Raw genomic sequence first — 17463 nt, 5'->3', positions numbered from 1 at the left:
ACGCAATCGCATGTTCAATTTTTTAAGCGGTTACAATTAGGATTGTACACGAAAAAATAATTTTTGTATACAATTTTATTTTATTTGTATTCATTTATTTTATTTTTGTTTTTCTAGAGTCTCTAGTCTATACTTTTAATGAGAAGAATATAGACTCCAGTTTTTAAGTGAGAAGCACGGAGAAAAGAGGTGAACGATATGCGCCAAGATACTGAAAAGTCCCGTCCTGCTTACCATCAGTCCTACGAAATCATCCGAGATATGATTGTACATGGTAAGATTCCTCATGGAACGAAAATCGTTGAAGAAAAGCTCGCAGCTGAATTAGGCGTAAGCCGAACACCCATTCGAGAATCGATTCGAAGATTAGAGCAAGAAGGACTGATTAAAGGAAAAAAGGTTGTCAGCCCTTCTGAAAAAGATTTACGAAACATGTTCCAAGTTCGTATGCTGCTGGAAGGATATTCTGCCCAATGCGCAGCAACGTATCTTCAAGAAAGCGAACTTGTAGCTCTTTGGAAATGTGTAGAAATTGGAAGAACGGGAACCCGTGAGGAAGTCATGAAGGCCAATGAAAGATTTCATGAAATTATCGTACAAGCAAGCAATAATCCGGTAATGATTGACATTATTGACCGTATGCAATCCATCATCTACCTTTTTCGGCATACCGTCGTATACTACAATCGCCCATTCCTCATTGATGAACATGAGAAAATCTATAACGCGATCGAGGCAAGAGATGGACAGACAGCAGAGCTGTTAATGAAGGAGCATTTGCAGGCTGACTTGGAATTTTGTTTGCATTTATTGAGTAATAACAAAAGTCAATAAAGCTGTTTAGATTTACAAACGACAAAAATATGAAGACAATGTGAGAGCCCCTTCCTTTGTTGGAAGGGGCCTTTGTACTCATTTATCTCAATTGTTAATCCTAATCATCTCTCCTTCATCCAATTCAAAATATCCCTATATACCTCCTCTCGATTGATTTCATGCAGCATTTCATGACGGCCATCCTTATAAAATGTGTACGACACATCATGCACACCGGCCGCTCGAAATGCTTTGTATGCATGCAATACACCCCTTGTATTTCTGCCTACAGGATCTTTGTCCCCGGATATAAAGAAAATCGGTAAATCCTTCGGCACCTTTGCAATATTCTCCGCCTTTCGAATTACTTCACTGCCCGTAAACAAATCATAAAAAAAGCCTCCAGTAAAAATTCCGCCGCATAGCGGGTCCGCTATATACTTGTCCACTGCCTGCTCATCACGGCTTAGCCAATCGAACGCAGTGCGATTCGGCCGGAATGGCTTATTGAATTGTCCAAAGGATAAGCTGTTTAAAAACACGCTGGGTGTTTTTCTACCTTTTCTCTTCATTTCTAAGCGGGCAATCAGCCTGCCTATTTTCAGCAAAGGAACTGCGTTATCTCCTGTCCCTGATAAGATCATCCCGTGCAGCTCTCTGCCGTATAACTGTGCATACCGTCTCGCAAGAAATGAGCCCATACTGTGACCAAATAATACTATTGGAGTGCCAGGATACTCTCTTTGAATCTGCTGCGTTATGAGATGCAGGTCCTCAACAACTATCTCAAAGCCATCCTCATCTGCGAAATACCCTCTATCTTCCTTTCTCCTTGCCGTATACCCATGACCGCGATGATCGTTGCCATATACAAAAATCCCTTCCCTAACAAGCATTCGTGCAAATGCATCATAACGGCGAATATGCTCTGCCATGCCATGGGAAATTTGCAAAATCATCCTTGGCTGCCTTGTTTCATCTGTCCATTTCATACAAGATACTTCTATACCATCTGATGCTTGTACCATAAAAGCCATTTCCATCTCTGTCCCCATACCTTTCTATATATTTCCTATTTAGAGCAACAAAAAATGTGTGCTTATCCTGATTCTTATGTTGCTTTTTAGACATTTTGCCTGAAATGCAGTGAATAAACATATAAAAAAACGAGCATACTTCCCGTAAAGCACGCCCGTCTTCCTTATGTGACTTACTCATGTATATGTTGTATTTTTTGGCGTAAACACAAACTACTTGTCCGTTTTCTCGTCTTTTTTCTAAATTTATTCGACAATCCTCTATCTATCAATCCTCATCCTTTACATCCAAATCATCTGGAATCGGTTCACTTAAAATTTCATCAATAAGCTTTCTGTACTTTTCTATTTGCTCAAGATGATTATTGAACTGTTCCTTATTTATTAAATACTGTTCTCCGTCATGAACAGCACGAATACGTCTTTGCCGAATGAGGCTCTCAATCTCAGCTTCCGGCATATTTAAAAAATGAGCTGTTTCTTTTACAGTTAAATACATCATCTTCCCATCCTTTCTATATGCTTATTATATATTGAACTACACCCACCATCCACTCGCTAACGTTCCTTAAGGTGGGGGATTCCGTATCTTCTTCCTAGGAAGCGAAATACAGAGCCGTTCAACAGGCTTCTCATAGGACGAATAGGGAGAGCTCACACTTCCCGTACTTGCCCGCCAAGGTGGCAAGTGCGGGAGTAATCCTACTTCTCTTTTTTTACCCTATACATGTTGCGATGTTCTTGCACCAATGCACCCACCATTCTGGAGCGCAGTCCTCTGGCTTTTGCGGCAAAATGGTGGTAGCGCAAGAACATGTTGTGTGGATTCCAAACGAAGTCAGGCTTCTATTCCTTCTAACCAAATTTCCAGTACATATTTCTGCAAAACGTCACGTTCTGCTTGGGTCAACCCATACGTGCAAATCTCTTTGTTGAATAATGGATAGGCCTGGTTAGATACATGATAGAATAAGTATGGACGAAGCACTTTGAACGCCTTCGTCAAAGCACTCCATTGCTTCCAGTGATGCTGTCTATCCTTACGTTCTGTATAAATTTTTAGCATCTTTGGCACCTGTTCCTTCAGATTCATGCCGCGTCTTCCAATGACATAGGAAGCCTGTCGAAAAATGATAAGCATAACACTTATCTCACAAAAACGAGGTGAAGAATTATGTATCTTGATCAAAGCCATGATCCCAAAAAAAATGCAAGGCTGCTGTCTCAGCTTGCTTATAAAAAGGTAAGTATAAAAAAAGCCGTCGAAGAAACAAACGCTATCTTTCATAGGGTAAGGGATAATCCTCCTATGTCTAGGCTGAAGCCTTCTTTTCTCAAGCATATACGTTCCAATGCAGCACAGGCCGATTGCACCACATATGTAAATGAAGAAGGTCACGCCTTTCCTGCTTGGAAGGCTCTATTAGATAAAGAATACAATCACCTATTAAAGCGCATACGGCGTACAGTCAATGTAAAGGACTACGGAGCGGCAGGCGATGGCAGGACTGACGATACAGAAGCCTTTAAGAAGGCGATCGGCCGCGGCCGGGTGAGGGTGCATATTCCTGAAGGAGTATTCATAACAAAAGGGCTGCAGCTGCCATCATGGACATACCTTGAAGGGGAAGGAAAAGGCAAAACCATCATAAAGCTTCATCATGCTGCAGCCAAAGGAACCAGACTGATTACAAATGCGAATTACCGGCGAGGGAACCGTAACATTTACATACAAGGAATGACTCTAGACTGGAATGTGGAACGGCTCGGCTATGAACAAAAAACGTGTACAGGAGGCAACCATTCCAGCTGCCTTACATTTGCCCATGTTACATTCGGTTGGGTAAAGGATGTAGCTGCGTTGAATCCTGGATTGCATTGCTTTGACATTTCATCTCCTGCCTATAGTTATGCAGGAGATGGAACCCGCGCATGGGGCGGCAGCAAGTACATTTGGCTCGATAACCTGAACGGCTCTGGCTTTGGAGACGATGGTATTACCACACATCATAGCGAGAGCATCATGATCTCTAATTGCCACATGTGCGATCCAAGCGGAAGAGCACACCAAAAAGGATTTTCTAACTCGAACGGTATTGAAATTGATGACGGTTCACGAAACATCTGGCTTGTGAACAACTCTACCGCTAGATGCTTTGGCGGTGTGGAAATTAAGGCTCATCATAACTCATCAGCAGCTTCAAATGTACAAATCATTGGACACCTTTCTGTCAACGACAACCGTTCGTACAACTTTCGCCATATCGGGCATCACACCAGCACTGATCCTGAATCAAAGACAGCTTACGATATCCGTGCGACGAATCTTGTATCCATAGCGCCTGTTTATACAAACTTATATACAGATTCTAATCCACGCGGTATGGTGATTTCATCGTATAAAAATGTTGTTATCAATCATTTTACGCTAATTGGCGACCCTGATTATGACTATAAAGGGAATCCTGTTATCGCTCTTCAATATCGTGCTCGAAATATTGTCCTACGTAACATCGCCATTCGAAGCTTTAAAACAGCAGGTACAGATATTCAAGTCTTTGGAGGGAAACAGCGCGCTGATTGTGTCGAAATCGAACAGGTCGCCATTCGCAACTCCGCTCCTCAAGCTATGTATATAGGAGCAGGAGTGCAACATCTAACCATTCATCATGTTAATGCCAACAACAAGAGCGGAACCTATGGACTAAAAGCGGTTAACGCCACGCCTCGTATTTCGGAATTTCATGCTGAGGGGTATAAAATTCCTATTCTTATTAATGAACACAAAGAAAACATAAAAAGGGACTGATGGTTGCATCTGTCCCTTTTACTCTTACTTATACAGAATATCATCCCGGAGAGTCGCAATCTTATCTAAAGCAGTTTGAATATCCTGCTCCTGCACGCCAAAATGCGCAAGTGCATCATGAAGATGAGTTGCAATAGCGTTAAAGTGCTCCGGCTGCAGGTTCATCCCTTCATGCGCTTTTGCCATTGACCTTCCAGAGTATTGATTTGGACCACCTAAAGCAAAGCTAATAAATTTCGCTTGATGGCGTTTTTGCTTTTCCATATCTGTATTCTCAAAAAAGTGCTGCACCGTTTCATCCTTTAAGACTAATTCCTCATAAAAATAATCCACTACTTTCGCAATGGCTTCCTCTCCTCCAAGCTTCTCATACAATGTTTGTTCCATTAGTACCTGCTCCTTATCTAATATAGTATACAGGATTATTTTTCCATCACCTTGTAATTATTATTCAATCCTTTGAGCTTGGCTGAAAATCTAGGCAGTTTAATAAAAACATTGAATGATAACGCTTTCTTAAAACGAAGAATACAATATATTTAATAAATCAAACAGCTGCAAACCTTCCCCCTTCATCCTTCTAACTCTATCGCTTCATAGCATTACTAATTTTCAGAAAAATTAGAAAAAATAGCTTGAAGTTTATTCCATTTTATGTAAAAATGAGAATAAGGAGTTCACAAAATTGTCACATTTATGCAAGCTTCCATAAATGAAAGGAGTGTTGATATGTTGGAATTTGTGATCGGAATGGTACTATTCTCTCCTTTTTTCGCCCTACCTCTTCTACTTGCCTACTACTTTGAAAATTTCTCTCCAGACTCTTAATATTCTTAGTAAAACGCCATAACTGCTAATACACAATATTCCTTAGTATAGAAAACATGCTGCTTCATTCCTGCAGCATGTTTTCTTTTTCCTTATTTCATCCTATATCCAATTTCAATACTACGGTACATTCTTCTCAGCACAAGTTATATCCCCTATTTTTTTTGGAAGAGCAGCAAGTTCACTCCACTTCAGCTTATATTAATTGGAACTGAACACACTCGTTCATTGAATAAAGTAACTGATATAATTCTCGAAAAAAGTCTATAAAAAAGACTACCTACATGCCTCCTGAAACCATTAAGTTTCTATATATAAATTAAATAATTTTTATGTAAAGTACATATAGTGTATAATAATGATAGAACGAGGTGAGATATATGGATCAGTTTCTATTATGTCCACGATTTGAGAAAAGTGTAGAGATTATCAGTAAGCGTTGGGCCGTATTAGTGATCCACCAGCTTCTTTCTGGCCCTCAGCGCTTTTGTACAATTGAAGCTGCACTTCCTATCAGTGGAAGAGTTCTATCGGAGAGACTCAAGGATTTAGAGCATGAAGGCATTATAAAACGGGAGGTATTCCCAGAAACACCTGTTCGCATTGAGTACTCGCTAACAGACAAAGGACGCTCGTTACAATCTGTCATTGCAGAGCTTGAAAAGTGGTCTCAGGACTGGGTGAAAATCGAAGAAGATACAATCAATCAACAATGAGCAGTGCATATAGGGAAAGGAGCTGACCTCAAAAAGTCCTCTAAAAGCGGATTTTTGGGGTTAACTCCTTTTTATTTTCCAATTAAAGAAGAAAAAGGAGTGCTTCCTTAAATTCTTGTATAATGGTACATAAACAAAGATAACCTTTACACTACCAAGTTAGGATGCGGTTTAAATGAGGATTAATAAATATATTAGTGAAACGGGTATTTGCTCTAGAAGAGAAACAGATAGATTGATCGAGGCAGGACGCATTACGATTAATGATCGTATTTGCGAGCCTGGTGATACAGTGGATATTGGAGATACTGTACGTATTGATGGAAAGCTCATTCCTCCAAGGAAGCCGCCTGTTTATATTCTACTAAATAAGCCTGTAGGTGTTACATGTACGGCAGCCAAGCATGTAAAAGACAATATTATTGATTTCGTAAACCATCCAGACCGCATTTTTCCAGTTGGGCGCCTTGATAAAAACTCAGAGGGCTTAATTTTACTGACAACCGATGGAAGCATTGTAAATAAAATTTTACGGTCTGAGAATGAGCATGAAAAGGAATATATTGTAGAGGTGGACAAGCCTATTGATGATGCTTTTATACAAGGTATGTCCAGCGGTGTGGAAATTCTTGGTACAAAAACAAAACCATGTAAGGTATCCCAAATCAATGATTCTGTGTTTCGAATCATTCTTACACAAGGCCTCAATCGCCAAATTCGCAGAATGTGTAAAAGCTTCGGCTATAACGTAACGAAGCTGGAGCGTATCCGAATTATGAATCTTACAATTGATGGTTTGAATAAGGGGCAGTGGCGGAATCTGACTGAGGAGGAATTACAGAAGTTAATATCGTTATTATAAAAACACCTCCTTGATTCGTCTTCTTAGTATGCGAATCAAGGAGGTGTTTTGTTCATGTCTCACTATTAGGGTTCACTTCACCACCTATTAAGGAGTGCTTTGCGTATTTTGAAACCGTATTGAAATAGGACAGCCCAACTTCTGCATGAAAATGAGTTTTGCGACATGCTCAGGCTACTTGGAGTAACACTATCATTCATAGAGAAAAAGAATAATAAGGTTCTATTTTTATCCTTCTTACATTGTTGTTTGAGTTGCTGCTTCATGAAGAGCGTTAGTAACTTTTCCATATTCGCTCGCATGTGGACGGTCACCGTCATCTTCATAGCCATAATCAAACATGCGATTTCGATTAAGTGTCAGCTTCGTGAATGTCGGACGCAGCAAATCAAATAGCTGGAATCGTTCTTGTAAATGTGAAAATCTTCGTTGGTAAGAAAGGATTTCCCCGCGAACTATGCTCCAGAAACGATGTTCAGAAACTTGTTCGTGTTCCTGTAGAATATTGCTTAAATAACGGAAGTGACAAATAAATAATCCAGTTAAAATAAATTGTGTCAACCCTTCAGGCGGTTCACTGCGCAATACTTTTTTCAACTCGGCTGACAACACCGCCAGCTCTGGTAGCGGTTGGTCACTAATATTCACATCGTCTACAAAATCCTTCATAATTATACGTTCTGGCATATAGTTTTTCAGTACAAGCACCGTATTTTGGCCATGCGGTGAAAACACAGTACCATACTGATATAGGTAATGAAGCAATGGAGGTAAAATTGCTTTTGCAAGCTTATTGACCCACTGTTCCGCTGTAAGACCTGATTTTTCAATTAGTTTTGATACGAACGGCATTCCTTCATGATCCACGTGCAGCAATGCTGCAAGTGTAATTGCATGTTCATCATCTTGCAGTGCGTTATAAACACTTTCCCGCCAAACTACACCGAGCATTTCAAGATATTGATAAGGAGCTCCCTTTAGTTTCGTAAAAACACGATGATCCACATTCATGGTCGCAACCTCTCCCAACAAACTAAGACGACATTCTTCTTTTAAAAACAAATCGTTTTCTAGTATGCTTTTCATAAATGTCGTTACTTCAGGGGCAATCACGGTTCTCTCGCTCGGCAATCCCCGGTATACAAGTGTATTTAAAATGCTCATTGGCAGCTTCACATGATACTTTTCCTTATTCGTTACATTCACAAATGTGCGAATGGACTGTTGCGGAAGATAGTTGTCTTCTCCCTCCCCTAATGGAATCAGCTCTTTGTTAGCAATTTCAGCAGCGAACATAGACACAATTACATTATCCCATTGCCATGCATGAACCGGCATAAAATAATAATCCTTTGCTTGTACTCCCCTGGCTGTCAGCTTTTCCAAAAACAGCTGGCGTGTCTTTTCATCAAGCTCTTGCTCTATAACACGCTCATAAGATAGCCCTTCTGCTGAATGAAATGTCCCAATATTTTTATGGATCGCAATCCACGACAGCTGCACCTTTTTCTTTTGCTCAGGCGCGTATCTTACATAGTCATCATACCCAAAACCAATCCGGCCTTTGTTGTATGTAATCCATGGGTGTCCCGTCATTTCCCCTTCCAGTTCTGCATAGTCCAATTCAATCAGCTCTTTAGATAACTTCGACGTTTCTTTTAGGTGAGTATCTGCCACTAATGTATGTAAATACTCTTTTATTAAATGCCCTGCCGTAGAGCTTGTCATATTTCCCTCTTCTTGTATGCTTAACAAAAGAGCAAGAGACAACGGTATATTATTTGTCCCATCTGTTATTACTTTAATGCTCTCAGGCAAAATATAAAAGCTGTCAAACAAGCGAGGTTTTGCTTGGAAGCAGTACACTGTCCCTTTTTTATCTCTCCATTCGTAAAACCGAATGCCCTCTGCCTCACTAATCAACTTCGGCGTGATAATTTCTTCATACATGAACTCTTGAAGCATTTTGGCTAAAAGCCGTTGATCTCCTTCTTTCCAAGCTTTGCTTGTTAACGTATGTATAGGTGTTTCACAAATTTTCATGACGTCCAACTCCCCTTTTTATTTGATATGAAGATGATTTGAAAGCAAAGTCATGCAGAATGCTGATTCAGTCAAAAGGAAACTGCTATAATCCAAACTGTTGGAATACGTTGTTTTCGTATGTTTGATAAATTTCTTTCCCGGCTAATTGATTAATAATCGTCGCGTTTCGGAACGCGCCCAGTCCTAGATCAGGGGCACCGACACCGTGCGTATGAAGTTCTCCATTCTGAATAAACAAGTGGTTTTGGCCTTCCACGTGTAACTTCACTTTATAATCTTCTTGAATGACAAGCTGCCCAGCCTCATCCCACTCAAGCATATGCTTGATTCCTTTTAAACAATCCGGAATATAAGGACGGTAGCCTGTTGCAAGAATGACTACATCGCTTTCCAATTGCTTATGCTGTTCTTGCTCACGCTGATACAGCGATAAACAATATTTCTTGTTCCATTCTTCTATCGACGCCAGCTCGGTCAATGCCTGCAGATGAATGTCCGGTACTTTGTTTCCAACCGTTCGTTCATACAATAGATCGTAAATATCTGCAATCGTACTAAAGCTGATTCCTTTGTATAGCAGTGCCTGGTTGCTTAAGACATTTTTTTTCTTTTCCTTCGGCAATTGATAGAAGTAACGTGTATAATCAGGCGAGAAATGCTCCAGACCAAGCTTTGAATATTCCATCGGATAAAACCCCTTTGACCTTGTGAACCAGCTCAACTTATAATCATGATCCGTCTGCTTTGATAGAAGATCATGAAAAATTTCAGCAGCGCTCTGTCCGGAGCCAATGACCGTAATCGAGTTTGCTTTCAGAACGTTTTCTCGTTTATTCATATACTGCGCAGAATGAAATACGCGGTCACCCAGAGCTGAATGAAACTTCTCGGGAACATACGGTCTCGTTCCCACTCCTACGACTACGTGTTTAGTATGATACGTTTTTCGTTCTGCCTCCTTGTGACAAAACACGGTAACGCGATAATACCCTTCCTCTGTTTGTTCGATATTCTCCACTTCATATCCAAATTGAAGCTGCGGGAGCTGCTTTGCTACCCATTGACAATAATGGTTGTATTCTGTGCGCGGGATATGGAATTTTTCAAAAAAATAAAAACGGTACAATCTATTTTGCTCATGTAAATAGTTCAAAAAGCTGAAACGGCTTGTTGGATCGACCATAGTTACTGTATCTGCCATAAAAGGGACTTGCAGTGTTGTTCCTTCCAACAGCATCCCAGGATGCCAGTCAAATCGTTCTTTTCTATCAAAAAATAGGGAGCGACACTCCGTTTTCTCCAGTAAAGCCGCCAATCCAAGATTAAATGGACCAATTCCAACCCCAATTACATCTAAAACTTGTTCTCTTGCCACTCTGTCCATCTTCTTTCAAACCCTTTCCGTTCACATATCATTAATAAACCTATCTTGTCAGGAAGATGAACCTCCCTTACAGGTTGAAAGCCGCATTTTCGAAATACGTGAATCATTTTTTCGTTTCGCACATCAGGCTCAGCAACGATGCGTTTTGTTTCGTTTACCTGAAATTTTTTGTGCAGCATCGTTAGTAGTAACGGGTAAATAAAACCTTTACCTAAAAAATCCTTTGGTCCTATCAATAAATGAATACCTTGATCATATTCATCACATTCATAATACCTTCCAATAATATCCTCCTTCACCCAGTAAGACTCCCAATAGCTCATGGGTGTCCCGTCAATCTCCCCGATGAGAAGCGTCTGATGATCATCATGCAGAAATTTCTGTAAATGGGCGGTATAATCTGGAATGGAGATATTTAAGTTCCAGAAAGGAATAACATGTGATTCATGCATCCATGAATGAAGCCGATTCACATCTTCCTCCATAGTCACCCGCCGAAATGAAATCGTCTTTTGGGTGACGGAATCATACCTTTCAAATGGATAGCTCTGTTGAATAATACTACACTTCATACAACTCACCTGCTGCGGTAACAATTGGATTAGGTACATGGACATACACGGATTGTGACGCAAGAGATCCTACAAGCTCGTCCATATCATGCACCCTTGTCAATAAGTTCGCTTTGCATGGCAGCTCTGGTTCATGCAGAAGCGATTCTAATAAATTGGTATGATCTCCTAATTGTGCCTTTAACTGTTCCAACTCCTCCTTCATCATGACAAGCAGCCGAGTTTCATCAATTAAATGGTTCACTCCGAATGCATTAATCAAACCGAACAAATGATTGAAACATACATAGTAACGAAAACGTTCCTCTGCAATGGCATCCTTACATACCGTGTCACTCTTTTCATTCAAGTTCCCAACTAGCTCTTTAAGAGCTGCTGCCTTCGATTCCATAAAATAATAACCTTGGTTATCACGATAATAGAACATGGATGGATAGCCATATTCGTCAAGTTTAACGATGGAATTTTGCTGATGAGCTTCCAATGCAATTCCATACGATGCATATAACCAATAAAGCGGACGTAAACTGATCTGTAAATAACGGGCGAACCACCGCTCACTCACTTCTGCAGTAGAGGCTCCTTCTCGGCGCGCGATATCAGAAATGATGTTGGTTAAATGAGAGTCTCCCCCTGTAATATGGTCCTGACATAATGCAGCCAGCAAGGTTGTGCGCAGGTCATTTCCCTCTCGAAACGGATTATCACGAATGACTACCTCAAATCCTGTTTCCTGCGCGCCAGACTTTAACGTAATATAGGCAGGATCTTCGATAATATGGAATGACGGATGATATTCTTGTAACTTGTCATGCAGCTCCCCGTGAAGCAAGCGACTTACCTCTACACCGCGATCAAGCTCTTTTCGTTTATTGATACGCAGTGAATTCGTGATTTTGACCGGGATCGAAAATTTATACATAAAGCTTGCCTCGGGATGGTATACAGTCCGAACGGAAGAAGTTGGATAAAATTTTCTTCCTTGGGGGCCAAGATAAGCAAGCTGGCCTGATTGAATCAGGCTGCACACAGATTCCTGTCCCAAAAGCTTTCGGGCCTGAAGCGGATGAACAGGAATAAGTGAAAAACCATCTTCCTGGCAATAGGTTTCTTTAAAAGCTGGTGAAACGAACGGATCTGCCAACAACTCTTCTTTGATAAGAGCCGTTGTGCTCTTTTCCCATACTGAGTCTTCCTCTACAATATTGTTGACAGCTCGGAAGTAATGAAGCTGAAAGGCTCCTTTCCTTTCAGGAGCAAAAATATGCTCTTCGTCTTCATCGATTCCCTGCCTGCTCTTTGGTGTCGGATGCACTTGATGTCCTACTATCAATGACTGTTCCGATTGAAGGAACGTTTTTTCCACCTGATAGCATTCCTCTAAATCACTGCTTCTTTCTGCAATAATGCCTTTCATATTTTGATAGCTTAAGATAGTACGAAGCATCAGCTCGTCTGTTTCTATCGGCTTGTTGGCTGTGAGTTTAAATTCCTTTTGAATCAATCCGATTAATGTGACATAGTCGAGTTCTTCAGTTTCGCTATCTCTTACTTGATAATACATAGGAGATGAAAAGAGATGGCGCCCCGTTGGCGATTTATACCGAACGGGAATGTATGATACAACAGCTTGCTGATCAAATTGAAGTACCAATATGTATCTAGCTTCCTCGCTTTTCACTTGTACAGGAACAGCGTCCGGATGCTTCCATTCCCCGGCGCCTGTTTCTTTTACGTAACAATTAATAATGTTTTGCATCGTAATATGATTAGCGATGAACGGAATATTCATATTCTGTCTCTCCTTGCTCTTTCTCTATTTTTTCTCCCATTTGCTTCATCCGTGCTATATGCTCCTTCATATTGCCAATCGTATTGAGTGGATTAAGCATTGTGAATTTTAAATATACTTTTCCGTTTTGTTTTGTTTTGGCCATAATTAACTCACCGTTGTCATAGAAGGCACGCTGCATCTTCAGGTTGATTTCATCTACATACTTACAATCATCCATGCGCTGGGATGGTACATAACGGAACAGAATAGCATTAATTTCTGGATTGGCCAGCACTTCAAAATGAGGGTCACTATTCAGTAAACGTGCGGTTTCTTTAGCTAAATCAATTGTGTAATCAATCATCTTTCCAAACAAATCGGTTCCCATCAGCTTGAAGGTCATCCACACTTTTAAAGCATCAAAACGCTTCGTTGTCTGAACACTTTTTTCTACAAGATTGATAATCCCTTCTTCCTGATCTTCCTCAGGGTTTAAATAGTCTGCATGATAGGCAATGCGGTGGAAATCCTGTTTATTTTTCACGAAAAAAGCACCGCAGCTGATAGATTGATAGTACAGCTTATGGAAATCAATAGTGATCGAATCCGCTATGTGCAATCCCTCTATTAAAGAACGATATTGATGGGAAAAGAGAAGCGCTCCTCCATAGGCAGCATCAACATGCAGCCATAAATCCTCTTCACTTGCCAGCTGTGCCATCTCACTTATACAATCAATGCTTCCGAAGTCTGTTGTTCCCGCCGTCGCTACCATCATGAATGGAATCAATCCTTCTTGACGAAGATGTTTTATTTTTTTCCTGGCATCATTAACGGAAAACCTCTGCTCCGCATCCGTCGGCACCGTGACAACAGCATTCGTTCCCAATCCAAGCTGCGCTGCTGACTGCTGCACAGTGAAATGAGCATGCTCTGAACAAAGAATCCGCAATTTGCTTGCTTCAACAGGCAGCCCCTCTTTATGGACGTTGACCGAAAAATACATTTCGCACGCTTTGTTGCGGGCCAGCAGCAATCCCATATAATTAGACTGTGTCCCTCCGCTTGTAAACACACCGTCAGCCTCATGAGAATAGCCGATTTTTTTTGTGAAAAATTCAACCAGCGCCTCTTCCACATAAGTTGCGGAGGGGCTTTGATCCCATGAATCCATCGACTGATTTAAAGCTGCAATAATTGATTCCGCCGCAAGCGATGGAAGTAAAGGAGGGCAATGTAGATGAGCCATGGCGGAGGGATGGGAAATCCATAAAGAATCCCCCACAATCACATTTTTAATTTCCGCCATCACTGTCTCCATCTCTTGACCCGCAATTGGAGTTTTGAGCGTCTCCTTCACTTTTGCAGCTATCTCGGTACGATTTGTTCCAGAAAACGGCTTGTTTGCCATTTGGACTTGTTCATTTATTAATGTCACGACCTCATCCATAAGTAAGTGATATGTTCTCTCGCTTTCACCATCAGGATAGAGAAACCATTTCTTAAAATTTTGATTCATAACCATCACCTTCTAACGTAATCCGAAATGGGCTTCAGCGCTTGTAATAGCTTCATAGAAACGCTGTAATACGTCATTGATTTGTTCCTTCGAGATAATTAATGGCGGTAACAGACGAATAACAGTGCCGAAACGGCCTCCGACTTCCAAGATCACTCCACGATTAAAGCATTCTTGCTGAATTTTCTTGGCAAGCTCAGGATAAGCAGGATAGCTTCCAATCGCATTTGGCTGTTTAGCTGGATTAATAATTTCAATCCCAAGCATAAGGCCTCGTCCTCTTACCTCTCCGATAGAAGAGACTTGCTTTTGGATTTGTTTGAATTGCTCCATGACATATAGCCCCAATTCATGTGCATGTTCCGGTAACTGCTGTTCTTTTACAAAACGCAGTGTTGCTTTCCCCGCTGCCATCGCCATTTGATTTCCACGAAATGTTCCGATATGGGCCCCCGGTTCCCATTTATCAAGACGTCTATCGTAAAGGACAACAGATAATGGCAGGCTCCCTCCAATCGCTTTTGATAAAATAAGAACGTCCGGCTCGATTCCCGCATGCTCGAAAGCAAACATTTTCCCTGTACGGCCAATTCCTGTTTGCACTTCATCGATAATCAGAGGGATATTTCGTTCCCTTGTAATTCTGCGAAGCTCTTTTAACCATTCAGTCGGCGCAGGAATTGAACCGCCCTCACCTTGTACAACTTCGACAATTACACCCGCAGGGGCAACGATTCCGCTTTCTGGATCATCCAATAAATGTTCAATATACGTACTGCTAATGCGATGGCCCTCTTTTCCGACGCCAAACGGACAACGATATTCGTATGGATACGGAAGAAAATGTGTATCAGGCACAAGGGCGTGAATGTTCTTTTTAGGACCTGTCGTTCCGGTAATACTCAATGCACCATGAGTAGAACCGTGATATCCTCCTTGGAATGAAAAAATTGTTCTATTTCCCGTTGCCGTTTTAACGAGTTTCAAAGCAGCCTCAACTGCATCCCCTCCCGTTGGACCACAAAAATGAATTTTTACTCTTTCAGCAAACGAAGGGGGTAAGGAAGCAAACAGTTCATCGATAAATGCTTCTTTTACAGGTGTGGTTAAATCAAGTGTATGTAGAGGTAAATACGATTGCATAACATCTTCTATCGCTTCCCGTACAACAATATGATTATGGCCCAATGCAAGCGTGCCCGCTCCCGCCAAACAATCAATGTATTGCTTGCCGTCCATGTCTGTTATATAAACACCTTCAGCTCTTTTAATCGCAAGAGGCAGCCTCCTTGGATATGACCGGGCATTGGATTCTCTTTTCTCTTGCATGGCTAATAAATCTTGATTCCTTGTATGCGTAGGAACAGTTGCTTTCATTATTCAACACTCCTTCATTTGTACTATCCATTCTCAATCGACTTCAGTTTATGCACTTATTTGAAGTCAGATTTATTGATAACGATTTTCATTATCATCACTGTCGTAAACTATATTAACTGATAATGATTATCATAGTCAATTACTTTTTGGAAAAATTTACTCTAATTGTAAAAACGTAAACTAATGATGTTAGTAATCTTAAATCGTCAATTTAATAACTATCTAAGGTAAATACAAAAAAACTCCCCTCCTATTTATTCAGGAAGGGAGTTTTTAGGCTTCTTCTAAGAGAAACCTTTTATATAATTTAGACGCGCTCTACGATTGTTGCTACCCCTTGTCCTCCGCCAATGCAAAGCGTTGCTAAGCCAGTTTGGCTATCACGCTTAATCATTTCATGGATAAGGCTAACAAGAATACGAGCACCACTCGCACCAATTGGATGTCCTAGCGCAATTGCACCGCCGTTTACATTCAATTTCTCCTTGTTAAATTGAAGCTCACGATCTACCGCAAGAGCTTGTGCTGCAAAAGCCTCGTTTGCTTCAATTAAGCTAATATCCTCTAATTGAAGCGCTGCTTTCTCAAGAGCTTTTTTCACCGCTGGAACAGGACCGATTCCCATAATGCTTGGATCTACGCCTGCACTTGCGTTTGCTTTAATTGTTACTAATGGCTTGATTCCTAATTCATCCGCTTTTTTACGGCTCATAACAACTAGTGCTGCAGCTCCATCGTTAATACCTGAAGCATTAGCAGCTGTAACAGATCCATCCTTTTTGAATGCTGGACGAAGCTTTCCTAATCCTTCTGCAGTCGTTCCAAAGCGAGGGAACTCGTCTTGCGCAAATACTGTTACTTGACCTTTCCGTCCAGGTACTTCTACAGGAACAATTTCATCAGCAAAGCGGTTGGATTCGATTGCCGCTTGCGCCTTTTGCTGGCTCCAAGCAGCAAACTCATCTTGTTCTTCACGGGAAATGCTATATTTTTCACAGAGATTTTCTGCTGTAATCCCCATGTGATAGTCATTGAAAGAGCATGTTAATCCATCATGGATCATGCTATCTACTAATTTTTGATCACCCATTTTAAATCCGTTACGAGCTCCTTTTAAAAGGTAAGGAGCTTGGCTCATGTTTTCCATCCCACCAGCAACAACAATTTCTGCATCTCCAGCAAGAATAGCTTGTGTTGCTAGATGAACCGCTTTCAGCCCTGAGCCGCATACTTTATTAATTGTCAATGCAGATACTTCCTGAGGTAAGCCTGCAGCAATAGCAGCCTGTCTTGATGGGTTTTGGCCAAGACCAGCTTGCAGAACATTCCCCATAATAACTTCATCGACTTGATTTGCATCTACCCCTGCTTTTTTAAGTGCCTCTTTGATTACTACGCCGCCTAATGCAGACGCAGAAACATTTTGTAAGCCTCCCCCAAAGCTTCCAATGGCAGTTCTTACAGCACTAACAATAACAACTTCTGTCTGAGTCATGTCGAAATCTCTCCTTAATATCGATAACTATCGATTTATTTCCTCAGGTTTAGACATTAAATATTTGACCTTTAAATTCCTTCTTTTTAATCATTTTATCGTTCTTCATTTTCCGACATTTTTTTACACGAACACACATTCACCTCCTAATATGGAATTTATTGGTGGACAATTTCGCCGATCTAGAGCGTGAGAGCGAGCTATGCACCAAGTCATCAAAACAAA

General features: G+C 40.9%; 15 protein-coding genes. 4 read left to right on the top strand and 11 right to left on the bottom strand.

What is annotated here, in order from left to right:
• Nucleotides 1-198: 198 nt before the first annotated feature.
• Nucleotides 199-834 (top strand): GntR family transcriptional regulator, encoded by a 636-nt coding sequence (locus AC6HZ4_RS02735; protein ID WP_497493533.1) that lies wholly within the window; start codon nt 199-201, stop codon nt 832-834.
• A gap of 104 nt (nt 835-938) precedes the next feature.
• Here AC6HZ4_RS02735 and AC6HZ4_RS02730 read toward each other — a convergent pair whose 3' ends face one another.
• From AC6HZ4_RS02730 to AC6HZ4_RS02720, 3 genes are all read right to left on the bottom strand, one after another.
• Nucleotides 939-1859 carry an alpha/beta hydrolase gene (locus AC6HZ4_RS02730; protein ID WP_497493531.1) on the bottom strand — a complete coding sequence of 307 codons (921 nt, stop codon included), beginning with the start codon at nt 1857-1859 and terminating at the stop codon, nt 939-941.
• Between the two features lie 262 nt (nt 1860-2121).
• A complete protein-coding gene (locus AC6HZ4_RS02725; RefSeq protein ID WP_497495576.1) occupies nt 2122-2352 on the bottom strand; it encodes an excisionase family DNA-binding protein in 231 nt (76 codons plus the stop codon).
• 339 nt (nt 2353-2691) lie between these two features.
• Nucleotides 2692-2994, bottom strand: a complete 303-nt coding sequence (locus AC6HZ4_RS02720; protein ID WP_497493529.1) for a hypothetical protein — start codon at nt 2992-2994, stop codon at nt 2692-2694.
• Between the two features lie 33 nt (nt 2995-3027).
• Here AC6HZ4_RS02720 and AC6HZ4_RS02715 point away from each other — a divergent pair, with 33 nt between their 5' ends.
• Nucleotides 3028-4662: a glycosyl hydrolase family 28-related protein gene (locus AC6HZ4_RS02715; RefSeq protein WP_497493528.1), complete on the top strand. Its 1635-nt coding sequence runs from the start codon at nt 3028-3030 to the stop codon at nt 4660-4662.
• A gap of 24 nt (nt 4663-4686) precedes the next feature.
• Here AC6HZ4_RS02715 and AC6HZ4_RS02710 read toward each other — a convergent pair whose 3' ends face one another.
• Nucleotides 4687-5049, bottom strand: coding sequence for a group I truncated hemoglobin (locus AC6HZ4_RS02710; protein ID WP_497493526.1), 363 nt, complete (start codon nt 5047-5049; stop codon nt 4687-4689).
• 821 nt (nt 5050-5870) lie between these two features.
• On the opposite strand from AC6HZ4_RS02710, the gene AC6HZ4_RS02705 reads away from it, so the two are divergent.
• Both AC6HZ4_RS02705 and rluF read left to right on the top strand, forming a co-directional pair.
• On the top strand, nt 5871-6206 hold the full coding sequence (locus tag AC6HZ4_RS02705; protein WP_497493524.1) for a winged helix-turn-helix transcriptional regulator: 336 nt from the start codon (nt 5871-5873) through the stop codon (nt 6204-6206).
• A gap of 175 nt (nt 6207-6381) precedes the next feature.
• Nucleotides 6382-7068: a 23S rRNA pseudouridine(2604) synthase RluF gene (gene rluF, locus AC6HZ4_RS02700; protein ID WP_497493522.1), complete on the top strand. Its 687-nt coding sequence runs from the start codon at nt 6382-6384 to the stop codon at nt 7066-7068.
• Nucleotides 7069-7305: 237 nt separating this feature from the next.
• Here rluF and AC6HZ4_RS02695 read toward each other — a convergent pair whose 3' ends face one another.
• From AC6HZ4_RS02695 to AC6HZ4_RS02665, 7 genes are all read right to left on the bottom strand, one after another.
• Nucleotides 7306-9111, bottom strand: a complete 1806-nt coding sequence (locus AC6HZ4_RS02695; RefSeq protein WP_497493521.1) for an IucA/IucC family protein — start codon at nt 9109-9111, stop codon at nt 7306-7308.
• 85 nt (nt 9112-9196) lie between these two features.
• The gene (locus AC6HZ4_RS02690) at nt 9197-10498 is read right to left on the bottom strand and encodes a lysine N(6)-hydroxylase/L-ornithine N(5)-oxygenase family protein (protein ID WP_497493519.1); all 1302 of its coding nucleotides are present in this window, start codon (nt 10496-10498) and stop codon (nt 9197-9199) included.
• Nucleotides 10468-11070: a GNAT family N-acetyltransferase gene (locus AC6HZ4_RS02685; protein WP_497493517.1), complete on the bottom strand. Its 603-nt coding sequence runs from the start codon at nt 11068-11070 to the stop codon at nt 10468-10470. The genes AC6HZ4_RS02690 and AC6HZ4_RS02685 overlap by 31 nt, the downstream gene beginning before the upstream one ends.
• Nucleotides 11060-12862, bottom strand: a complete 1803-nt coding sequence (locus AC6HZ4_RS02680) for an IucA/IucC family protein (RefSeq protein ID WP_497493516.1) — start codon at nt 12860-12862, stop codon at nt 11060-11062. Before AC6HZ4_RS02680 ends, AC6HZ4_RS02685 begins: the two co-directional genes overlap by 11 nt.
• Nucleotides 12840-14363: a pyridoxal phosphate-dependent decarboxylase family protein gene (locus tag AC6HZ4_RS02675; RefSeq protein ID WP_497493514.1), complete on the bottom strand. Its 1524-nt coding sequence runs from the start codon at nt 14361-14363 to the stop codon at nt 12840-12842. The genes AC6HZ4_RS02680 and AC6HZ4_RS02675 overlap by 23 nt, the downstream gene beginning before the upstream one ends.
• A gap of 12 nt (nt 14364-14375) precedes the next feature.
• Nucleotides 14376-15740, bottom strand: a complete 1365-nt coding sequence (locus tag AC6HZ4_RS02670; protein ID WP_497493512.1) for an aspartate aminotransferase family protein — start codon at nt 15738-15740, stop codon at nt 14376-14378.
• A gap of 310 nt (nt 15741-16050) precedes the next feature.
• Nucleotides 16051-17238: an acetyl-CoA C-acetyltransferase gene (locus tag AC6HZ4_RS02665; protein ID WP_497493511.1), complete on the bottom strand. Its 1188-nt coding sequence runs from the start codon at nt 17236-17238 to the stop codon at nt 16051-16053.
• Nucleotides 17239-17463: the final 225 nt, after the last annotated feature.

This window comes from Ectobacillus sp. OTK (assembly GCF_059698935.1).
Note: the sequence above shows the minus strand (reverse complement) of the source record. Positions and strands in the feature narration are given on the sequence as shown.

What these genes read in the sequence shown, in the direction of transcription:
- AC6HZ4_RS02720 (WP_497493529.1), bottom strand. Translation starts at nt 2,994, where the DNA reads ATGCTTATCATTTTTCGACAGGCTTCCTATGTCATTGGAAGACGCGGC.
- AC6HZ4_RS02665 (WP_497493511.1), bottom strand. Translation starts at nt 17,238, where the DNA reads ATGACTCAGACAGAAGTTGTTATTGTTAGTGCTGTAAGAACTGCCATT.
- AC6HZ4_RS02705 (WP_497493524.1), top strand. Translation starts at nt 5,871, where the DNA reads ATGGATCAGTTTCTATTATGTCCACGATTTGAGAAAAGTGTAGAGATT.
- AC6HZ4_RS02715 (WP_497493528.1), top strand. Translation starts at nt 3,028, where the DNA reads ATGTATCTTGATCAAAGCCATGATCCCAAAAAAAATGCAAGGCTGCTG.
- AC6HZ4_RS02685 (WP_497493517.1), bottom strand. Translation starts at nt 11,070, where the DNA reads ATGAAGTGTAGTATTATTCAACAGAGCTATCCATTTGAAAGGTATGAT.
- AC6HZ4_RS02730 (WP_497493531.1), bottom strand. Translation starts at nt 1,859, where the DNA reads ATGGAAATGGCTTTTATGGTACAAGCATCAGATGGTATAGAAGTATCT.
- AC6HZ4_RS02670 (WP_497493512.1), bottom strand. Translation starts at nt 15,740, where the DNA reads ATGAAAGCAACTGTTCCTACGCATACAAGGAATCAAGATTTATTAGCC.
- AC6HZ4_RS02710 (WP_497493526.1), bottom strand. Translation starts at nt 5,049, where the DNA reads ATGGAACAAACATTGTATGAGAAGCTTGGAGGAGAGGAAGCCATTGCG.
- AC6HZ4_RS02690 (WP_497493519.1), bottom strand. Translation starts at nt 10,498, where the DNA reads ATGGACAGAGTGGCAAGAGAACAAGTTTTAGATGTAATTGGGGTTGGA.
- AC6HZ4_RS02680 (WP_497493516.1), bottom strand. Translation starts at nt 12,862, where the DNA reads ATGAATATTCCGTTCATCGCTAATCATATTACGATGCAAAACATTATT.
- AC6HZ4_RS02735 (WP_497493533.1), top strand. Translation starts at nt 199, where the DNA reads ATGCGCCAAGATACTGAAAAGTCCCGTCCTGCTTACCATCAGTCCTAC.
- rluF (WP_497493522.1), top strand. Translation starts at nt 6,382, where the DNA reads ATGAGGATTAATAAATATATTAGTGAAACGGGTATTTGCTCTAGAAGA.
- AC6HZ4_RS02725 (WP_497495576.1), bottom strand. Translation starts at nt 2,352, where the DNA reads ATGTATTTAACTGTAAAAGAAACAGCTCATTTTTTAAATATGCCGGAA.
- AC6HZ4_RS02675 (WP_497493514.1), bottom strand. Translation starts at nt 14,363, where the DNA reads ATGAATCAAAATTTTAAGAAATGGTTTCTCTATCCTGATGGTGAAAGC.
- AC6HZ4_RS02695 (WP_497493521.1), bottom strand. Translation starts at nt 9,111, where the DNA reads ATGAAAATTTGTGAAACACCTATACATACGTTAACAAGCAAAGCTTGG.